The organism is Corallococcus sp. AB038B (genome assembly GCF_003668955.1).
Taxonomy (GTDB): Bacteria; Myxococcota; Myxococcia; order Myxococcales; family Myxococcaceae; genus Corallococcus; species Corallococcus exiguus.
The window spans coordinates 2,117,857-2,133,940 of the sequence record NZ_RAWO01000001.1 but is presented as its reverse complement, the minus strand read 5'-3'; the positions used below and the strand labels follow the sequence as shown (position 1 = coordinate 2,133,940).

At 66.9% G+C, this 16,084-nt stretch carries 16 protein-coding genes; 6 read left to right on the top strand and 10 right to left on the bottom strand.

All coding sequences use genetic code 11. The annotated features are described in order from the left end of the window. The first annotated feature begins 47 nt into the window (after positions 1-47). The gene (locus D7Y04_RS08970; RefSeq protein WP_121758942.1) at positions 48-626 is read left to right on the top strand and encodes a TMEM175 family protein; all 579 of its coding nucleotides are present in this window, start codon (positions 48-50) and stop codon (positions 624-626) included. Positions 627-637: 11 nt separating this feature from the next. Here D7Y04_RS08970 and D7Y04_RS08965 read toward each other — a convergent pair whose 3' ends face one another. The 3 genes from D7Y04_RS08965 to D7Y04_RS08955 form a co-directional block, all read right to left on the bottom strand. Beyond that, entirely contained in the window at positions 638-1,552 is a 915-nt protein-coding gene (locus D7Y04_RS08965; protein WP_121758941.1) for an RNA polymerase sigma-70 factor, read from the bottom strand. Further along, the gene (locus D7Y04_RS08960) at positions 1,549-2,145 is read right to left on the bottom strand and encodes a carboxymuconolactone decarboxylase family protein (protein ID WP_121758940.1); all 597 of its coding nucleotides are present in this window, start codon (positions 2,143-2,145) and stop codon (positions 1,549-1,551) included. The genes D7Y04_RS08965 and D7Y04_RS08960 overlap by 4 nt, the downstream gene beginning before the upstream one ends. Positions 2,146-2,235: 90 nt before the next feature. After that, positions 2,236-3,201, bottom strand: coding sequence for a pyridoxal-phosphate dependent enzyme (locus D7Y04_RS08955; RefSeq protein ID WP_233601322.1), 966 nt, complete (start codon positions 3,199-3,201; stop codon positions 2,236-2,238). 100 nt (positions 3,202-3,301) lie between these two features. Between D7Y04_RS08955 and D7Y04_RS08950 the strand changes: the two genes are divergently transcribed. Beyond that, entirely contained in the window at positions 3,302-4,201 is a 900-nt protein-coding gene (locus D7Y04_RS08950; RefSeq protein ID WP_121758939.1) for a LysR family transcriptional regulator, read from the top strand. Between the two features lie 137 nt (positions 4,202-4,338). Here the strand turns inward: D7Y04_RS08950 and D7Y04_RS08945 are convergent, their stop codons facing one another. The 3 genes from D7Y04_RS08945 to D7Y04_RS08935 form a co-directional block, all read right to left on the bottom strand. Continuing rightward, positions 4,339-4,923 carry a class I SAM-dependent methyltransferase gene (locus tag D7Y04_RS08945; protein ID WP_121758938.1) on the bottom strand — a complete coding sequence of 195 codons (585 nt, stop codon included), beginning with the start codon at positions 4,921-4,923 and terminating at the stop codon, positions 4,339-4,341. Positions 4,924-4,926: 3 nt separating this feature from the next. Further along, positions 4,927-5,295 (bottom strand): hypothetical protein, encoded by a 369-nt coding sequence (locus D7Y04_RS08940; RefSeq protein ID WP_233601321.1) that lies wholly within the window; start codon positions 5,293-5,295, stop codon positions 4,927-4,929. A 213-nt stretch (positions 5,296-5,508) separates the two neighbouring features. Beyond that, complete coding sequence (locus D7Y04_RS08935) at positions 5,509-6,009, bottom strand: hypothetical protein (RefSeq protein ID WP_147477066.1); 501 nt, start codon at positions 6,007-6,009, stop codon at positions 5,509-5,511. A gap of 226 nt (positions 6,010-6,235) precedes the next feature. Here D7Y04_RS08935 and D7Y04_RS08930 point away from each other — a divergent pair, with 226 nt between their 5' ends. Then, positions 6,236-7,342 carry a helix-turn-helix transcriptional regulator gene (locus tag D7Y04_RS08930; RefSeq protein ID WP_121758937.1) on the top strand — a complete coding sequence of 369 codons (1,107 nt, stop codon included), beginning with the start codon at positions 6,236-6,238 and terminating at the stop codon, positions 7,340-7,342. A 15-nt stretch (positions 7,343-7,357) separates the two neighbouring features. On the opposite strand, the gene D7Y04_RS08925 is transcribed toward D7Y04_RS08930, so the two are convergent. Then, the gene (locus D7Y04_RS08925; RefSeq protein WP_147477065.1) at positions 7,358-7,984 is read right to left on the bottom strand and encodes a hypothetical protein; all 627 of its coding nucleotides are present in this window, start codon (positions 7,982-7,984) and stop codon (positions 7,358-7,360) included. Positions 7,985-8,049: 65 nt separating this feature from the next. Between D7Y04_RS08925 and D7Y04_RS45520 the strand changes: the two genes are divergently transcribed. Beyond that, complete coding sequence (locus tag D7Y04_RS45520; protein WP_233601320.1) at positions 8,050-8,736, top strand: hypothetical protein; 687 nt, start codon at positions 8,050-8,052, stop codon at positions 8,734-8,736. A 39-nt stretch (positions 8,737-8,775) separates the two neighbouring features. On the opposite strand, the gene D7Y04_RS08915 is transcribed toward D7Y04_RS45520, so the two are convergent. Then, entirely contained in the window at positions 8,776-9,912 is a 1,137-nt protein-coding gene (locus D7Y04_RS08915; protein ID WP_120593451.1) for an NAD(P)/FAD-dependent oxidoreductase, read from the bottom strand. Positions 9,913-9,995: 83 nt separating this feature from the next. On the opposite strand from D7Y04_RS08915, the gene D7Y04_RS08910 reads away from it, so the two are divergent. Beyond that, entirely contained in the window at positions 9,996-10,667 is a 672-nt protein-coding gene (locus D7Y04_RS08910; RefSeq protein ID WP_121758935.1) for a TetR/AcrR family transcriptional regulator, read from the top strand. Between the two features lie 28 nt (positions 10,668-10,695). On the opposite strand, the gene D7Y04_RS08905 is transcribed toward D7Y04_RS08910, so the two are convergent. After that, entirely contained in the window at positions 10,696-11,088 is a 393-nt protein-coding gene (locus tag D7Y04_RS08905) for a GFA family protein (protein WP_120575055.1), read from the bottom strand. 29 nt (positions 11,089-11,117) lie between these two features. Further along, positions 11,118-12,857 carry a hypothetical protein gene (locus D7Y04_RS08900; protein ID WP_121758934.1) on the bottom strand — a complete coding sequence of 580 codons (1,740 nt, stop codon included), beginning with the start codon at positions 12,855-12,857 and terminating at the stop codon, positions 11,118-11,120. A gap of 199 nt (positions 12,858-13,056) precedes the next feature. On the opposite strand from D7Y04_RS08900, the gene D7Y04_RS08895 reads away from it, so the two are divergent. Further along, positions 13,057-15,975, top strand: coding sequence for a PQQ-dependent sugar dehydrogenase (locus D7Y04_RS08895; protein ID WP_121758933.1), 2,919 nt, complete (start codon positions 13,057-13,059; stop codon positions 15,973-15,975). Positions 15,976-16,084 lie beyond the last annotated feature (109 nt).

The window sequence follows — 16,084 nt, the reverse complement described above, 5'->3', positions numbered from 1 at the left end:
TCCGCCTATCCTGGGCCAGCGGACTCGAAGCGTGCCTGGGGGGCAGCATGGACAAGCACCGGCTGGAAGCGTTCAGCGACGGCGTCATCGCCATCATCATCACCATCATGGTGCTGGAGCTCAAGGTACCGCACGGCAGCCAACTGGCCGACCTGCGGCCGCTGATCCCCGTCTTTCTCAGCTATGTGCTCAGCTTCATCTACATTGGCATCTACTGGAACAACCACCATCACCTCCTGCACACCATCGCCCATGTCACCGGCGGCGTGCTGTGGGCGAACCTGTACTTGTTGTTCTGGCTGTCGCTGATCCCCTTCGCCACCGGCTGGATGGGCGAAAACCATTTCTCGGCCGTGCCGCTGGCGCTCTATGGCTTCGTGCTCCTGATGAGCGCCTTCGCCTGGAGGCTGCTGCAAACCCGCCTGGTGGTGATGCAAGGCCAGCAGTCGGCACTGGCCCTGGCGGTCGGGCGCGATTTCAAGGGCAGGATTTCACCGCTCTTCTATCTGGCCGGCATCATCAGCGCCTTCTTCAACGGGCATTTTTCCGAGGCAATCTATGTGCTGGCCGCGATGATGTGGCTGGTGCCGGATCGCCGCTTCGAGAAGGCGACGCATGCAAGCTAGGCCTCGGGTCGCTACCGGCTCAGCGTCACCTGCTCGCCGAGCCGGCCCATCTTTTGAGGGTTGCGCATGGCATAGATCCGGGTGATCCGGCCGCTCTCGACGACGACGCTGATTGCGGTGTCGAGGTTTCCATCGATGTCGACCCGGAGCGAGGGCGCTCCGTTGAGCCACATGGTCGCGATCCGGGCGCCAGGCGCGAGCGTGGGGAAGCGGGACAGGAGCTGGGCCACGCGATCGCCGCCGACAATCGGGGTCCGGACCGCCGTCACCACGCCGCCGCCGTCCGCGACCAGCACCACGTCGGGCGCGAGCACGTCGAGCAGGCTCTTCAAATCGCCGGAGTTGACCGCGGCCATGAACCGCTCCAGGACCGCCTCCTGCTCCGCCCGGCCGACCTGCATCCGGGGTCGACGCGCGGCCACGTGTTCCCGCGCCCGGTGGGCAATCTGCCGGACGGCGGCGGGCGTCTTGTCGAGCGCCGGAGCAATCTCGTCGTACGGCATGTCGAAGACCTCCCGGAGCACGAACACCACCCGCTCGGCCGGAGTGAGGGTCTCCAGCACGGTGAGCATCGCGATGGAGACGCTCTCCGCGAGCGCCATGTCCTCGGCGACGTCGGGGCTGGTGAGCAGCGGCTCGGGCAGCCATTCGCCGACGTACTCCTCCTTGCGACGGGTGAGCGTGCGCAGCCGGTTGAGCGCCTGACGGGTGACGATCCGGACCAGGTAGCTGCGCGGGTCGCGCACCTCCGCCCGGCTTGCGTCACCCAAGTCCGCCCACCGCAGCCAGGTCTCCTGCACGACGTCCTCGGCGTCGGCCGCGGAGCCGAGCATCTCGTACGCGATCGTGAAGAGCAGGCTGCGCTGGGTGACGAAGGGGTCCTCCGAGCCTGGCGGAGTGCCGGCCGCATCGGGCGCGGACGTCATGACGCGGACGCCTCCCCCAGCCTTGCGCTCGGCTGGGCCATCGGCTTCAGCCCGCACGAGGCGGCGAAGCCCTCCGACTCGATACCCAGGGCCGTGTTGGAGCGGGTCGTCAGGTTGGCGAACCCGATGACCGTGGTGAGCTCGATGAGCGCCGCGGCACCCAGCTGCGCCCTCAGGCTCGCGACCATCTCGTCCGTCACCGTGGGGGGTGTCTGGCTCACCGCCTCGGCATACTCCAGCACCTCCCGTTCCAGGGAGGTGAACACGGTCGACTCCCGCCACCGAGGAATCTCCCGCGCCTTGGCCACATCCAACCCCTGGTTGTGGGCCATGAAGTAGTTGAAGTCCAGACAGAACGAGCAGCCCACCAGCGAAGCCACCACCATGTGCGCATACGACTTCAGGCTCTCATCGCACTGGTCCCACTTCTGGACCTTCTGCCCGAAGCCCATGCTGGCCTTGAGCACCGGCAGGTGGTGCCACATCACGCCAAGTGACTTGGGGACCCGGCCGAACGTCCGGCTGGCGAACAACTTCGCCATGGCGCCATAGAGTCCGGTGAGTTCCTTCGGGGGAATCCTGGTCGAGGTCATGTCTTCTCCGGTGTCAGCATCGGGTGCCGTCGGCCTGAAGACACCGGTCCTCCGCGGGATGTGACATCCCCCGAAGAGGGCTCCACCTTTTCATCGCTCCCGGCCGCCCAATGCCCTCAGATGCTCAACCGTAGCCGTGACGCCACCGCAGACGATCACCGCGATGCGTGACGCGGCGGCAAGCGCCGGCGACGCCGTGTCGAGCGCGGCCAGTGCGGCCCCGCAAGCGGGCTCCACCAGAATCCGGTGTTCGTCGAGAAACCGCAGGGAGGCCGCCACTGCTGCCGCATCGGACACAACGATGTTGTCGACCGCGTGGCGCGTCGACCACTCAACCGCGGCGTCGCAAGGCCTCTTCGCGCCGAGCGACGTGGCGATGCTCGAAATCCCCGGCAATTCGACAGGTCGCCCCTGCGCGACCGAACGCGCATAGCAGTCCGCGCCCTGGGTCTCGGCCGCGACGACCGGCACATCGCCCCAACCGTTGCGCGCCATCCCTTCGAGCACGCCGCACAGCAACCCGCCGCCGCCAACCGCCAGCACGACTGCATCCGGCTTCGGTCCAGCTGCCGCCATCTCGTCGATCATCGTTGCATGGCCCTGCCACAGCACTGGATCGTCGAATGGATGCACGAACGCGTCGTGCGAGCCAATCACGGATTGCGCATACGTGTTCGCCTCTGCCCACGAAGCGCCATGGACGACCAACTCCGCGCCTTCAAGACGGATCAGGTCGCGTGCGCGCGCGGACGTGCTCTCCGGAACAACGACGAGCACGGGCACGCCGAGCTCACGACCGGCATAGGCGACCGCAATGCCCGCGTTGCCGCCTGAAGACGACACGAAACGACGGACGCCTGCCGCGCGCCGCGCGTCGCATACCGCACCGACGCCACGCAGCTTGAACGACCCGGACGGCTGCATCGCCTCGAGCTTGAGCAGGACGTCTTTGCCGAGCCGGCGGGACGCGGCTTGCGAACGGAGGTAGGGAGTCTGGATATGGAGTGGCATGTGAAGAAGGGCGACAAACGTCCGCGACGCGCGGACAGGTGTCACGACGCAGGTCAACCTAGGCTGGGCCACCCATACTTCCCAATACCATTCAATGCAGCATGCTATACCTTCCAGGCATACCCACGGAACGGGCAGGCACTGCATGCGACAGGTCGAATTGCGCCACCTCCGCTACTTCGTGGCGGTCGCTGAAGCCGGCAGTGTGATGGCCGGCGCCCGCGCAATCGGGATTGTGCAACCCGCGCTTTCCCGCCAGCTCCGCGAGCTTGAGGAGGCGATCGGCACCCCGCTGTTGATCCGCCGCTCGACGGGCGTCGCGCTCACGGCGGCCGGCGTGAGCTTCCTGCAGGACGCCACGCGCATGCTCGCCGAGCTGCAGGGCAGCCGCGAACGTGCGCTGCGCAGCGCAGCCGGCCAACTCGGCGAGCTGCGTCTCGGCGTGCTGCCGAACTATTTCCCATTGCCTGTGGTGTCGAACGTTCTCAAGGCCTTCCGGAACGCCTGCCCGGACGTGATGCTGTCCATCTCGCCAATGCTGTCGGCCGAGCAGGCGACGGCCATCGCACGCGGCGATCTCGATGGCGGCATCATGGCGTGGCGGCAGGACGAAGCGCCGCATCTGTCAGGCACGCGGCTGCTACGCGACCGGTTCGTGCTCGCGATGCTGTCCACGCCGGGCCAGCGCTCCCGCGCACCCCGTCAACTGGCCGAACTCGCGGGCGCGCCGTTTGTCTGGTTCGACCCGCTCCGGTCCGCCGCGAATCACCGGTTCCTGCTCGAGCAGTGCCGGCGGGCCGGATTCACGCCTCGCATCGCGCAGGTCGGCAGCGACATCCCAACGCTCATCGGGCTCGTCGCAGCCGGAATGGGCTATGCGTTCGTGCCGGAGAGCACTTCAACGACGTGCCCGAGCACGGTGAGACTGGTCGCGCTTGACGAGCTCGACGGCCGCTTCGACGTCGAATTCGTGCATGACGGCCGGGCGGGCTCGCCGGTCGTGCAGCAATTCCTCGCGGCGCTGCGCACGACCGCCAACGCATGAGCGGGACCGCGCCGGAGGTCGCAGCGTCGACAGCGCGTGCGGGGCGGCCTTGCCGCACGCTGCATGCGCCAGTCCGCGGCTCACTCCCCAGGACGGCGCAATCCAAACGCCTCGGGCCGGTGTGTCGCGGATGGCGTTCAGCCACCCCATCCCGTCTTGCGCGACAGGAAGTAGACGTTCCCGCCTGGGTCCGTGTGCGTCTCTTCCAGCGTGAGCCCGTGCGCGCGCAGCAGGTCGCGATACCCGTCGACGCTGTACGAGTAATAGCGGAACGGCACGCCATCCATCGGCTCGCCGTCGATGGAGCCGTGGGCGTCGCCCGAGGTGAAGAGGAACGCGGCGCCAGGTTTCAATGCCCGCGCGATATGGGCGATTGCCTGGTCCTGCTCTTCGTGGCGCAGGTGGAACAAGACGCCCCACGCGATCGCGGCATCGAACGCCCGCTCCTGAAGCTCACAGGACTGGATGGGCGCACACGTCACCGGCACGTGGGGGAAGTTCGCTTGAAACCGCGCCAGCAACTCGCGGGAGCTATCCACGCCCATCACGTGGCAGCCATGCTCCAGCAGCACCCGCGTCAGCGGCAGTCCCGTGCCACAGCCGACGTCCAGCACCGAGGCACCGGCCGGCAGTGAGGCCGCGAGCGCCGTCACTTCCGGGACACCCATGGGGCCCGCGCGGTGGGATGCATACCAGTCCGCGATCAAATCGTACTCGTGCACGCGTCAGTCTCCGCTATCGGAGCCGAAGTCACGGGCCACGTGCGCCCTCAGGATTCGCGCGAAGCTCTCACGCTGCCTTGCACCGGAACGACGCAGGGAGTCCTGTTCGGAAATCCAAGACGATTCAAGCCGCCTCGATTCCTCGCTCACCACCTCGACGAGCGCTTCGAGGAAGTGCCGGACACGATCCGGCTCCAGTCGTGCGGAGGGTGGCACGGCATTCCACTCCTGCTCCTCCACCTGGGTGAGCACCTCCTCTTCAAAGGTGACCACCCGGAACGTGATGGAGAGAGCGCCGTCCGGACGCTGCTGGGTGTCCACCCAGTGGAGGGCGCTCTCAAGCGGTGAACGCACCACTTGGGTGCTTGCCATGGCACCCTGCTCGACGGGAGGCACTGGGTGCGAGCCCGAGGTGTACACAGCGATCGCTCCTGGAATCGACATGGCACGCTCCCACCCGATGCAGGGCCCGGCGTCATCCACCGGGAGCCGTTCGGGCAGGCCGCACTCTTCCCACATTGCAGCCCCGGCATCCATCCAGGACGCCCGGAGCCGAGAAGCTCCGGGCGCTGACTGTGCGGAGGGCTAGCGGCTGACCCAGAAGGACCTGCTGCCGCAGGAGACCGCCCGTTTGAAGAACGCAACGTCGAGTGCCGCCCCCTTGTCGTCGACCGCGGCCACCATTTGCACAGTGTCGCTGAGTCTGTTCGCGGGAATCCTGACGGTTGTCCCAGCCGCCACACCGCCACGGACCTCGAAGACGACCACACGCTTCGTGGGGTCAAAGACGATGATCCCTCCCACCCTTCTCGTGATGTTCACCAAGACGTAGTCCGCCGAGCTATTGATGTCGCCCATCGTTTCGCCCTGGCCCCCCGAGCTGCCGCCCCTGGGCGTGTAGGTCGACTCGTGCCACTTCCCTTCCTCATCGAAGTAGCCAGCCCAGACAGCCTCGTGATTTTGATCGTAGAGGATGACTTTGTTGCCCGCCTCCCCCATGTGCCAGCCGCCGGGAAGGGCTTCGGCCTTGCCTCCAACCAGACAGACACTGACAGCCAGAATGCATGCAAACAGTTGATTGTGCATTGACTCTCTCCTTGGCGTACAGCGGGGTTACCACCGTGAGCACCTGCCCACGGGCAAGCTCGGTTCAGTCACTGTCATTCGCATGAGTTCCACTCGACGACGGAGCTCGCGGAAAGTACGGGAACCCATTGAAAGCGGGCATCACCCATAGGGGTGACGCTGTCCCGCATGGTAAAACCATCCCAACCGTCGTGCTTACGCTTGAATCCAGACGTGGAGGAAAGTCATGCGCGTGAAGGGCCAGCCGGATTCCATGCAGCGGGAGCAGGTGCTGTTGGAGGTCATGACAGCGCTGACCAGCTCACTCGACATGAAAGAGGTCTTCTCCGAGTCCCACAGGATTCTGTCGCGCGTGCTGGCGGCGGACTTTGGCGGGCTCTGCGTGTCCAGGCCCGGTGAGCCCGGTCAATACGACTGGCCCATGATCCAGGACATGCCGCAGGTCTTCTTTGACCGCTACCCGGAGATTTCACACGAGTGCTTCGTGAGCGCCGCGGTGGTCCAGCAGCCCAACACGGTGCTGCGGGAGTCCGAGATGCTGTCGCGCCAGGCGATGCGGAACAGCGCCATGTATGCGCACTGCCGGGAGATGCACATGCCGGTGGAGCGCATCATCTCCGTGTCGCTGGACATGGGGCTGGGCTGGCACAGCGGCTTCACCCTGTATCGGGAGAACCGGAAGGCCTTCTCGGAGCACGAGCAGGCCTTTCTTCAACGCCTGACGCCCATCCTCGCCAGGACGGTTCGCAACTGCCTCATGCTGGGAGACCTGGTCCGTCAGGGAGACCTCCTGGACCAGCTCTTCCGCCATACCGGGCTTGAGAGCATCGTGCTGAGCCCGCCGGCCATCGAGCTGATGCGCACGCCCCGCTCCACGGCGCTGCTCCATCGCTGGTTCCCGGATGAGCCCTGTGGCCGTTTCGGACTGCCCCAGGTCCTCCTGGACGCCTTGGAGCGGCTCAGTCGCTCCGGACAGCGGATGCTCGCCGGGCAGGACGTCCTGACGTTCCGGCGGCTGGGGCGGAGCTTGAAGGTGACGTTCCTCCCGTTGCCAGCCCATCCCGGGAGAACGCCCTGGGCGCTGTTGTTCCAGGAGGTGTCACACAGCGTTCAGGTTCCCACCGAGTGGCGCAAGCGGCTCACCCCTCGCGAGCTGGATGTGGTTCAGCGCGTCTTGAATGGTTGGGACAACCGAACCATCGCGGAGGACATGGGGAGCTCGCTGAACACGTTGAAGACTCACCTGAAGCGGATCTTCGTCAAGCTGGCCGTGCCCAGCCGCGCCAAGCTGATCCTCCTCGCGCAGGAGCGGAGCACCGAGGCAGCAGGGTAGGCTCCCTGTCCATGCTCAGCCCGTCCCACCGGGTTCGTCGCCAGCAAGGAAGGCCGCTTCGCTGACGGCGAACCGGTAGGGCTCCGGCTCGCCCCGGGCGCGGTCGAGGAAGGCGAGCGCCAGCGGGCGTGCTTCCGGGAGCGTCCGCCCTGACAGCCGGGCGCAATCGGCGAGGTGGACGATCAAGGTTGTGGCCTCGGACGTACTGGCCCCGGTCCGCACGGCCTCCTCCCCTGCCCTGATGAGCGCGCGGATGATTTCGGGCTGCGCCTCTGGCGTTTCCTGGAAGAGCTCAATCAACGCCTCGCAGAGCCCGTAGGCCGCTTTGCTTGTCGGACGCGCCACCAGCCTCGCCTCTATCGGCGCGAGGATCTCCCTCCCGCGCTGGACCAGCTCGTGGACGATGTGGAGCAGCGCCCATTCGCCGAGCGGCTCGAGGTCGAGCGCGTCGAGGAGTTCTTCGAGCGAAGCCTTCTCCGCGTTCCTTCGCGCGAACGCCCCCTGGTCATCCGCGCTGAGACCTGTCAGTCGCTCTGGAAGTCTCATCTCGATGGGGCCCTCAGGGGAATACCATGCCGATCCTGCCGAAAGAGCGAGACCCCGGTTGATCACGCTTCGTCGTGGCGGGAGCCTGCCCGACAAGGACGACCACCTGCTCGCGGAATGTCCCAGGGAACCCCCGCGCGGGCCCAGACGTCCACAGGCGCATGGTCCCCATCCTGCTGCTCCTCGCCCTGACCCCTGTCGACGCGGAGCCCGAGCCTCCACGCCCAGAGCGTCCCTATGCCGAGGTGGTCGCCGGGTTGGAGGCCCGACGACAGGACTTCGGCACACGGTGGCACCAGCCCGGCGTCAAGCGCACATCCCTGCGGGACGAGGCCCGTTCAACCGTACTTGAGGCCATCACCCGACAGCTGATGCCGGCCTGGTACGGCACGCCCTGGGAGTTCTACGGCCACAGCCAGACTCCCGGAACAGGGAGCATTGCCTGTGGCTACTTCGTCTCCACCGTGCTTCGGGACGCGGGCTTCCGAATCGAGCGCGTACGGATGGCCCAACAGCCCGCCGAGCACATCGTGAAGACGCTGGCACCTGCGCTGAAGACCTGGCGGTTTCGCGACCGTCCTGTGTCCGAAGTCGTCGACCGGTTGATGAGCACCGGTGCCGGGCTCTACGTCGTCGGACTCGACTACCACGTCGGGCTCCTCTGGAACGACAGCGCGAAGGTATGGATGTGTCACTCGTCCTACCTGGGCGAAGCCAAGGTCGTCTGCGAGGACGCGCTCACCTCCCCGGCGATGGTGTCGCGCTACCACGTCGTCGGGAAGCTGCTCGAGGACGGGATGATGGACGCCTGGATGAAGGGGCGGGCCATCCCCACCTTCATCCCGTAGCCCAGGTGGAACCCGAGACTTCCGGAATGACACGGCACCTCAAGCATCCGGTGCGGTGCCGCCGGTCAACAGGTTGATCAGCCCGTGCGGCGCGTTGTCGTCGTTGAAGCAGAGCGCGTGAATCCTCGCGGCCTCGGCGGATGCGTCCACGCCGCGGAGGAACATCGCGTCCTCGTACTCGGCGACCGCGGCATCGAAGTCGCCCCGGTGCGCGGCCAGGGCCTTGCCCAGCTCGGCGCCGTCGTACATCGCGAGGTTGGCGCCCTCTCCGTCGGGCGGGTTCAGATGCGCGGCGTCGCCGAGCAATGTCACACCGGGCACGCGAGTCCACCGATGTCCGGGCGGGAGCGCATGGATCTTCCGGAGGACGGGGGCTGTCTCACCGTCGGTGATCAGCGCGGTGAGCTCCGGCGCCCAGCCGTCGAACTCCGCCGCGACCCGACCCTTCACCACCTTCGGGTCGGAGAAGTCGATGTCCGTGAACCACTCCTGCGGCCGGCTGAGCGCGACGTAGGTGTGCAGGACGCCGTGGGGCTCGCGGTGGGCGAGGATGGCCTTGCCGGGTGCGAGGACGTAGAGCGCTCCGCCTCCGACGAGCTTCGCGCTGGCCGGGTGGCGTGCGTCGGCGTCGAGCAGGTAGGTCTCGACGAACGAGGTGCCGACATACGCGGGCTTCGCGTCGGACAGCAGCGGCCGGACCTTTGACCATGCGCCGTCCGCCCCGACCACGAGGCTCGTCGTCACGCTCGCCCCATCCGCGAACGTCAGCGTGTGCTGCCCGCCGCCGAGCGGGTGGATGGTTGTGACCTTGCGTCCCCACTGCACGGTGCCGTCGGGCAACGAGTCGAGGAGGATGCGCCGCAGTTCGCCGCGCGGCACCTCGGGGCGAACGCCGCTGCCGTCGTCGGGCTGGTCGAGCAGGACCGTGCCGTGCGGGTCGAGGATCCGCGAAGCCTCGCCGCCTTCATGGATGATCCGGCGGAACGCGTCGAACAGCCCGGCCGCCTTCAGCGCGAGCTGCCCGTTGTAGTCATGGATGTCGAGCATGCCGCCCTGCGTGCGCGCATCGGCGGACGCGTCGGCCTCGTAGACCGTGGCGGAGATGCCGTGGACGTGCAGGACGCGAGCGAGCGTCAGCCCGCCCAGGCCAGCGCCAATGATGGCAATGGGAGTCATCGTGCTTCCTCTCGGAATGGCCACTGGAACACCGTTCCATTAACCACATTGGAACGCCGTTCCAGTTCTGTCAAGATGGGGCCATGGGAAAGGAAAGGCGCGGGTCGGAACGGCGTGAGGACGCGCTCTCACGCGAGCGGATCGTCGAAGCGGCGATCGCGCTGCTCGACGACCAGGGGGAGGACGGGTTGACCTTCCGCGCGCTCGCCACGCGGCTGGAGACCGGCGCCGGCGCGATCTACTGGCACATCGCGAACAAGGACGAGCTGCTCGTCGCCGCTGCCGACGTCGTCGTCGCCCGCGCGATGCCCGAAGTCCCCGCCTCCGCCACGCCCCAGGAATCGCTTCGCGGGCTCGCCGTCGCGGTGTTCGAGACGGTCGATGCGCATCCGTGGGTGGGCGCGCAGCTCTCTCTCGCCCCGTGGGAGTCTCCGATGCTGCGGATCTTCGAGCGCATCGGGCACCAGCTCCAGGCGATGGGGCTTTCAGACAGAGCCCAATTCACGGCGGGGTCGACCCTGATGAGCTACATCGTCGGCGTGAGCATCCAGAATGCCGCGAACGGCCGCATGCTCGATCCGTCCGTGGACCGCGTTGAGTTTCTCAACACGGTGTCGGCCCGGTGGAAGGAGCTCGACGCGAATGAGTATCCGTTCACCCGCAAGCTCGCGGCCCAACTGCCCGGGCACGATGACCTCGCCGAGTTCCTGGCCGGCATCGATCTCATCCTGAAGGGGATCGCGGCCTCCCGCTAAAGGCGGTTCCCATGGCGTCCGCGGGAACCTACTTTGGCGGGATCGTGTCGAACCGCGGCACCCCGTCCGCCACGTCGTAATAGTCGCCCTTGTTGGCCATGTAGACATGGACGGCGATGCGGGTGTGGGTAGGCGTGTCGAAGGCTCCCAACGCGATTCCCATCCAATCGCGTTGAAGCGGATCCCAGAACAGCGACGAGCCGCAGACAGAGCAGAACCCGCGACGCGCCTTCTCGGACGACTGGAACCAGCCGACCTTGTCCGCGCCCTCGATCGTGACGGCGGAGCGCGGCACGTCGGTCGAGACGAAGTAGTGGCCCGAGTGCTTGCGACACCGGGTGCAGTGGCAGGCGTCAGGGGCGGGCAGCTCGCCCTCCACGGTGAAGCGGACCGCGCCGCACAAGCAGGAACCGCGATGCATGGACGACCTCCTCTCGACACTCGCTTCGGTCAGCGCATGTCCTCCGGCCACTTGCGCTCCACGCCGGTGGGGTTCTGATTGTACAGCTCCGCGAGCCGGGCCTTCACCTCCTCCACGGTGCCGACGATGACGTAGCTCCGCGTCTTGATGTCCTCCGGCACGCCGCCCGACATCCCGAAGGTGACGCTGAGCTTGGAGCAGTCGTCCGTGGGGTTGTTGAGGTCGAACTGGTGCAGGCGGTACTGGAGGTCCGGCAGCGTCTCGTCCGGCGACCAGATGGCCATGGCATGCTTGCCATCCTCCGTGGCGACGATGAGCGGCACGTTGCCCGCCTCATCCTTGAAGCCGCCCGGCGTCGGGTCCTCCGAGTGCACCCGGGGGTACTCGCGCGACTCGCCCGTCGCCGGGTCGAAGCGGTAGTGCTTCTCGAACTCGCGGTTGACGTAGGTGGTGGGGGCCTCGACGTAGGCCGTGTCGTGAGGCGCGGCGAGGTGGATGTGACTGTCGTACTGGATGACGTTGTCGTGACCGCCCACACCGACGGTGATGTCCTTGGTGATGAGATCCTCGGAGACCAGGGTCGTGTTCTTGGCGTGGGAAACGCCGTTGTACGGGCCCGCCTCCTCTCCCGGCTCCAGCCAGTATGCGGGATGCACGGTGCTGGTCATGTGGCCCGGCTGCGCGCCGTAGCCCACCACCTGCGTCGTGGAAATGGGGTCCGTGCCGTTCCGGTGGCTCCCCGCCTCGGTGGGCATCAGGGCCTCGTTGTAACCATCCAGGGAGAAGGCCACCTGCATCTGCCGGCCATGGTCCTTGTTGTTGATGTACTCCTTGCCGTCGTAGACGAGGCTGGTCACAGCGCCGCCGTGGCTCGCGGAGGTGCCCATTTGCACCGTCGCGTTGCCGAAGGAGGTGTCCCCGTTCAACGGGCCGGTGGTGCCGTAGGGGCCCGTTGGCTGCTGGACGCCCCCAGGGTCCTGCGTCGGCGCCGCGGTCATGTCCCCGCCGGGCCACGCGGTGCCCAGGCGCTGTCCATCCTTGGAGAAGGCCTGCACCTTGCCGCCAAGGTCGGCGAGGTAGCCGTTCTGGAACTCCTGGAAGGGCACCGCGTCGGGCTTGCCGGAGGCGACCCGGGCGTCACGGAACGCCTTCACCATCGGATCATCGAGAAAGGGCGGACGGGTCTTCACGGCGTCCTCGAGGCCGGAGTTGGGGTAGCCCAGGCGGGAGTTGGTGCCCTGCCGGCCATGGGTGAAGGTGTTGTCCGAGTAGGCCTTGCAGATGTCGCCGTGCACCTCGAAGGACACCCACTGGTTGCGGTCCTCGGGCTTCAGGGCCTGGCCTGGAGGCGGACGGCAGAAGGTGTAGAGCTGCATCTGCCGCTCGCCGGTGGCGGGGAAGTCCTGGAAGAAGGCGGGGACGTTCTCGTTGCCGGTCACGGTGGAGCGACCCGCGGCATACATGGGCGAGCGGGAACCATGCATGGCCTGGTCGGCGGCGAGGTCCGGCAGGGTGGTGCCGCGCTTGCGGGTGAGCTCGGCCTCTGCATTGCCTTTGAATTGTTCGCACCAGGCCTGCCAATCATCCACGGACGGGTTGGACACGTCCGGAGGAGGCGTGCTCTCGGCCAGGGCCTTGTAGGACGAGGATGTCGAGGGCCGGGACTGCGCTTCGAAGCTGCTGTGGAAGAACAGCTCCCGGAGCGTGCGCTCGGCGGTGGAGTCCTGGGACGTCGTTGCCTGCGACGCCGGCTCCGAAACCGAAGACACGCGGATACCATTCAGACCCGATTGGAAACGAGAAACACTGTCCATGTGAGCCTCCCCCCGAGGCATGCGGCGACATCCGCTGCACTCATTACGAGGGTCGGGGGAATCCATTGCCGAATTGCTGAATCGGCCCTGGTCGAACAGGCTTTCAGTGTAAAAGCGGGAATCACCACTCGCAGTTCGACCGGGATGAGCAGCGATGACAGGAACGAATGTACGAGCCGCCGTGTGCGCGGTCTTCTCCCTCCTCGTGGGCTGCTCGACGCAGTCACCCCCGGAGCTGGCGGAAGCGCGAGCGGCCGCGGTCATGCAAGACGCCAACTTCGCCGACTCGGTCTTTGTCAGTGGCCTCCAGGGCCCCACCACCATGACCTTCGCGCCTGACGGGCGCCTGTTCATCTCTGAGAAGAATGGCTCGCTGCGCGTCGTCGTGAACGGCCAGCTTCTGGCGACTCCGTTCATGACGCTCGCCGTGGACAACGACAACGAGCGTGGGTTGATGGGCATCGCGTTCGATCCCAACTTCAACAGCAACCACTATCTCTACGTCTATTACACGTCGGTCGCCGGCAGCATCCACAACCGGGTCAGCCGCTTCACCGCCAACGGCAATGTGGTGGTTCCCGGAAGCGAGCTGGTGCTCGCCGACTTTCCGACGCTCGACGCCGCCAACCACAACGGCGGCGCGGTCCGCTTCGGACTCGACGGCAAGCTCTATGTCTCCGTCGGCGAGAACGCGGTCTCCTCCAATTCACAGAGCCTGAACACGCCGCTCGGCAAGCTGCTGCGCTTCAACCCGGACGGCAGCATCCCCACGGACAATCCGTTCTATGCGACCGCCACCGGGCTCGCGAAGGCGACCTGGGCGATGGGGCTGCGCAACCCCTTCACCTTCGACGTTCAACCCGGCACGGGCATCCTGTTCATCAACGACGTGGGCGAAGGCGGCTGGGAGGAGATCAACCGCGGCCAGGCCGGTGCCAACTACGGCTGGCCGATGACGGAGGGCTACTTCACGAACCGCCCGGAACTCACGCAGCCGTTCTACGCGTACCCGCATGGCTCCGGCACGGCTGCCGGCAACTGCATCGCTGGCGGTGCCTTCTACAATCCGCCCATCTCGGCCTTTCCCAGCGCGTATGTCGGTCAGTACTTCTTCGCGGACTACACCAACAATTGGATTGCGCGCATCGACCCGAACACCGGCGCGAATTCGCTGTTCGCGACGGCCGCCGCCGGGCCCGTGGACCTCGATGTCGGGCCCGATGGCGCGCTCTACTACCTGGCGCGCGGCTCGGGCCAGGTGGGCCGCATCGCCTATACGGCCTCGCTGCCGCCGAGCATCGCGCAGCAGCCGGCGAGCACGTTGGTATCCGTCGGCTATCCGGCCTCCTTCACGGTGTCGGCGAGCGGCGAGCCGCCCCTCACCTACCGGTGGCAGCGCAACGGCGTGGACATCGCCGGCGCGACCTCGCCGAGCTACGAGCTGGCCGCCGCTCAGCTCACCGACAGCGGCGCGCGTTTCCGCGCGGTCGTGACCAACGGGCTTGGCTCGGCCACCAGCACCGAGGCCGTGCTGACGGTGACGTCCAACAAGCCGCCAGTGGCCACGATCGTGACGCCGGCCACGGGCGCGACCTACATCGCCTCCACCAACATGACGTTCTCCGGCTCGGCCAGCGACCAGGAGGATGGCGCGCTGCCTCCGAGCGCGATGACCTGGAACATCACCTTCCATCACGACACCCACACGCACCCGGCCATGGCGGATACCACCGGCGTCGCGAGCGGGAGCTGGCCCATCCCGAGCATCGGCGAGAGCTCGGCCAACGTCTGGTATCGCCTGCGGCTCACGGTGCGTGACTCGATTGGCCTGACCCACACGACGTATCGCGACATCCACCCCGTCACGGTCCCGCTCACGGTGACCAGCGTGCCGAACGGACTGCAGGTCCTGATGGACGGGCGGCCGGTCGCGGCGCCGCACAACACGACGGGCGTGGTCGGTGTCGTCCGCTCCGTGGGCGCCGAGTCGCCGCAGTATGCGGGTGGCAAGTTCTGGGCGTTCTCGTCGTGGTCTGACGGAGGCGCGCAATCACACACCTTCATCACGCCTGGCAGCGCGGCCACCTACACCGCCTGGTTCGTCGAGACCTCGGGCGGGAGCTGCTATCAGATTCAAAGCGAGCGCACCGACAAGTGGCTCACCGTCAACATCGCGGGCAAGGTCATCGCCGGCAGCGCGACGCAAGCCGGCGGGCAGGTCTTCCAGCTCGTTCCGAACGGCACCCAGTACAAGCTCAAGGGCTCGGGCGACGCGTTCCTGACGGTGGTGGCGAACCAGCTCACGATGGGCGCCAACTTCACCAGCGGAGAGTCGTTCACCCAGCTGGCCTGCGGCTACGGCGGGCGCACCCGCGTCGGCTTCCGGGCCTCCGTGGGGAGCGCGCCCCATTGGAAGGAAACCGCGCCGGGCGAGCCCATCCAGAGTGGTGACGGCGGCAATGGCGGCGCCTGCAATCCGGCCGATGGCGGGGCCTGGGAGGCCTTCTACCTCGAACCGGTTTCCTGCCCGGGCAGCGGCGGCGGCCCCGTGTGCGGCAACGGCACGGTCGAGAGCGGCGAGCAGTGCGATGATGGCAACACCCAGTCAGGCGATGGCTGCGATGCGACCTGCCATACCGAGGCCAGCGGCAGCGCGGGCTGCTTCCGCATCCAGAGTGAGCGCACCGACCAGTGGCTCACCGTCGACGGCACGGGCAAGGTGGCCGCCCTCGGCACGACGCAGACCGGTGGCGAGGTCTTCGAGCTCGTCACCAGCGGCGCGAAATACAAGCTCAAGGGAACGAGCGGCGCGTACCTGGCGGTGGTCGCGGATCAGCTCACCCTGAATGCCTCGCTCGGCACGGCGGAGTCGTTCACCCGCCACGCATGCGGCGTCTTCGGCGGCCGCAATCGATATGGCTTCGAATCGACGACAGGCACCGCGCGCAACTGGAAGGAGAACACTCCCGGCGCTCCCATCCAGAGCGGCAATGGCGGCAACGGAGGCATCTGCAATCCCACCGACACGGGCTCGTGGGAAGCCTTCTACCTCGAGCCCGCGACCTGCCCTTGATCGGTCAGTAGTCGAAGCGCTCCATGACGACCTTCTGGAGCGCTCGGAACGACAGACCCACGAAGGCCTCCAGCACCGCCTGAGGGCCTTCGCGTTGGGGGCCTGGGGT

Bases quoted from the DNA above. Each gene is read 5' to 3' on its own strand.
- D7Y04_RS08895 (WP_121758933.1), top strand. From the start codon at position 13,057: ATGACAGGAACGAATGTACGAGCCGCCGTGTGCGCGGTCTTCTCCCTC.
- D7Y04_RS08940 (WP_233601321.1), bottom strand. From the start codon at position 5,295: ATGGCAAGCACCCAAGTGGTGCGTTCACCGCTTGAGAGCGCCCTCCAC.
- D7Y04_RS08910 (WP_121758935.1), top strand. From the start codon at position 9,996: ATGGGAAAGGAAAGGCGCGGGTCGGAACGGCGTGAGGACGCGCTCTCA.
- D7Y04_RS08960 (WP_121758940.1), bottom strand. From the start codon at position 2,145: ATGACCTCGACCAGGATTCCCCCGAAGGAACTCACCGGACTCTATGGC.
- D7Y04_RS08935 (WP_147477066.1), bottom strand. From the start codon at position 6,009: ATGCACAATCAACTGTTTGCATGCATTCTGGCTGTCAGTGTCTGTCTG.
- D7Y04_RS08905 (WP_120575055.1), bottom strand. From the start codon at position 11,088: ATGCATCGCGGTTCCTGCTTGTGCGGCGCGGTCCGCTTCACCGTGGAG.
- D7Y04_RS08950 (WP_121758939.1), top strand. From the start codon at position 3,302: ATGCGACAGGTCGAATTGCGCCACCTCCGCTACTTCGTGGCGGTCGCT.
- D7Y04_RS08970 (WP_121758942.1), top strand. From the start codon at position 48: ATGGACAAGCACCGGCTGGAAGCGTTCAGCGACGGCGTCATCGCCATC.
- D7Y04_RS08930 (WP_121758937.1), top strand. From the start codon at position 6,236: ATGCGCGTGAAGGGCCAGCCGGATTCCATGCAGCGGGAGCAGGTGCTG.
- D7Y04_RS08965 (WP_121758941.1), bottom strand. From the start codon at position 1,552: ATGACGTCCGCGCCCGATGCGGCCGGCACTCCGCCAGGCTCGGAGGAC.
- D7Y04_RS08915 (WP_120593451.1), bottom strand. From the start codon at position 9,912: ATGACTCCCATTGCCATCATTGGCGCTGGCCTGGGCGGGCTGACGCTC.
- D7Y04_RS45520 (WP_233601320.1), top strand. From the start codon at position 8,050: ATGGTCCCCATCCTGCTGCTCCTCGCCCTGACCCCTGTCGACGCGGAG.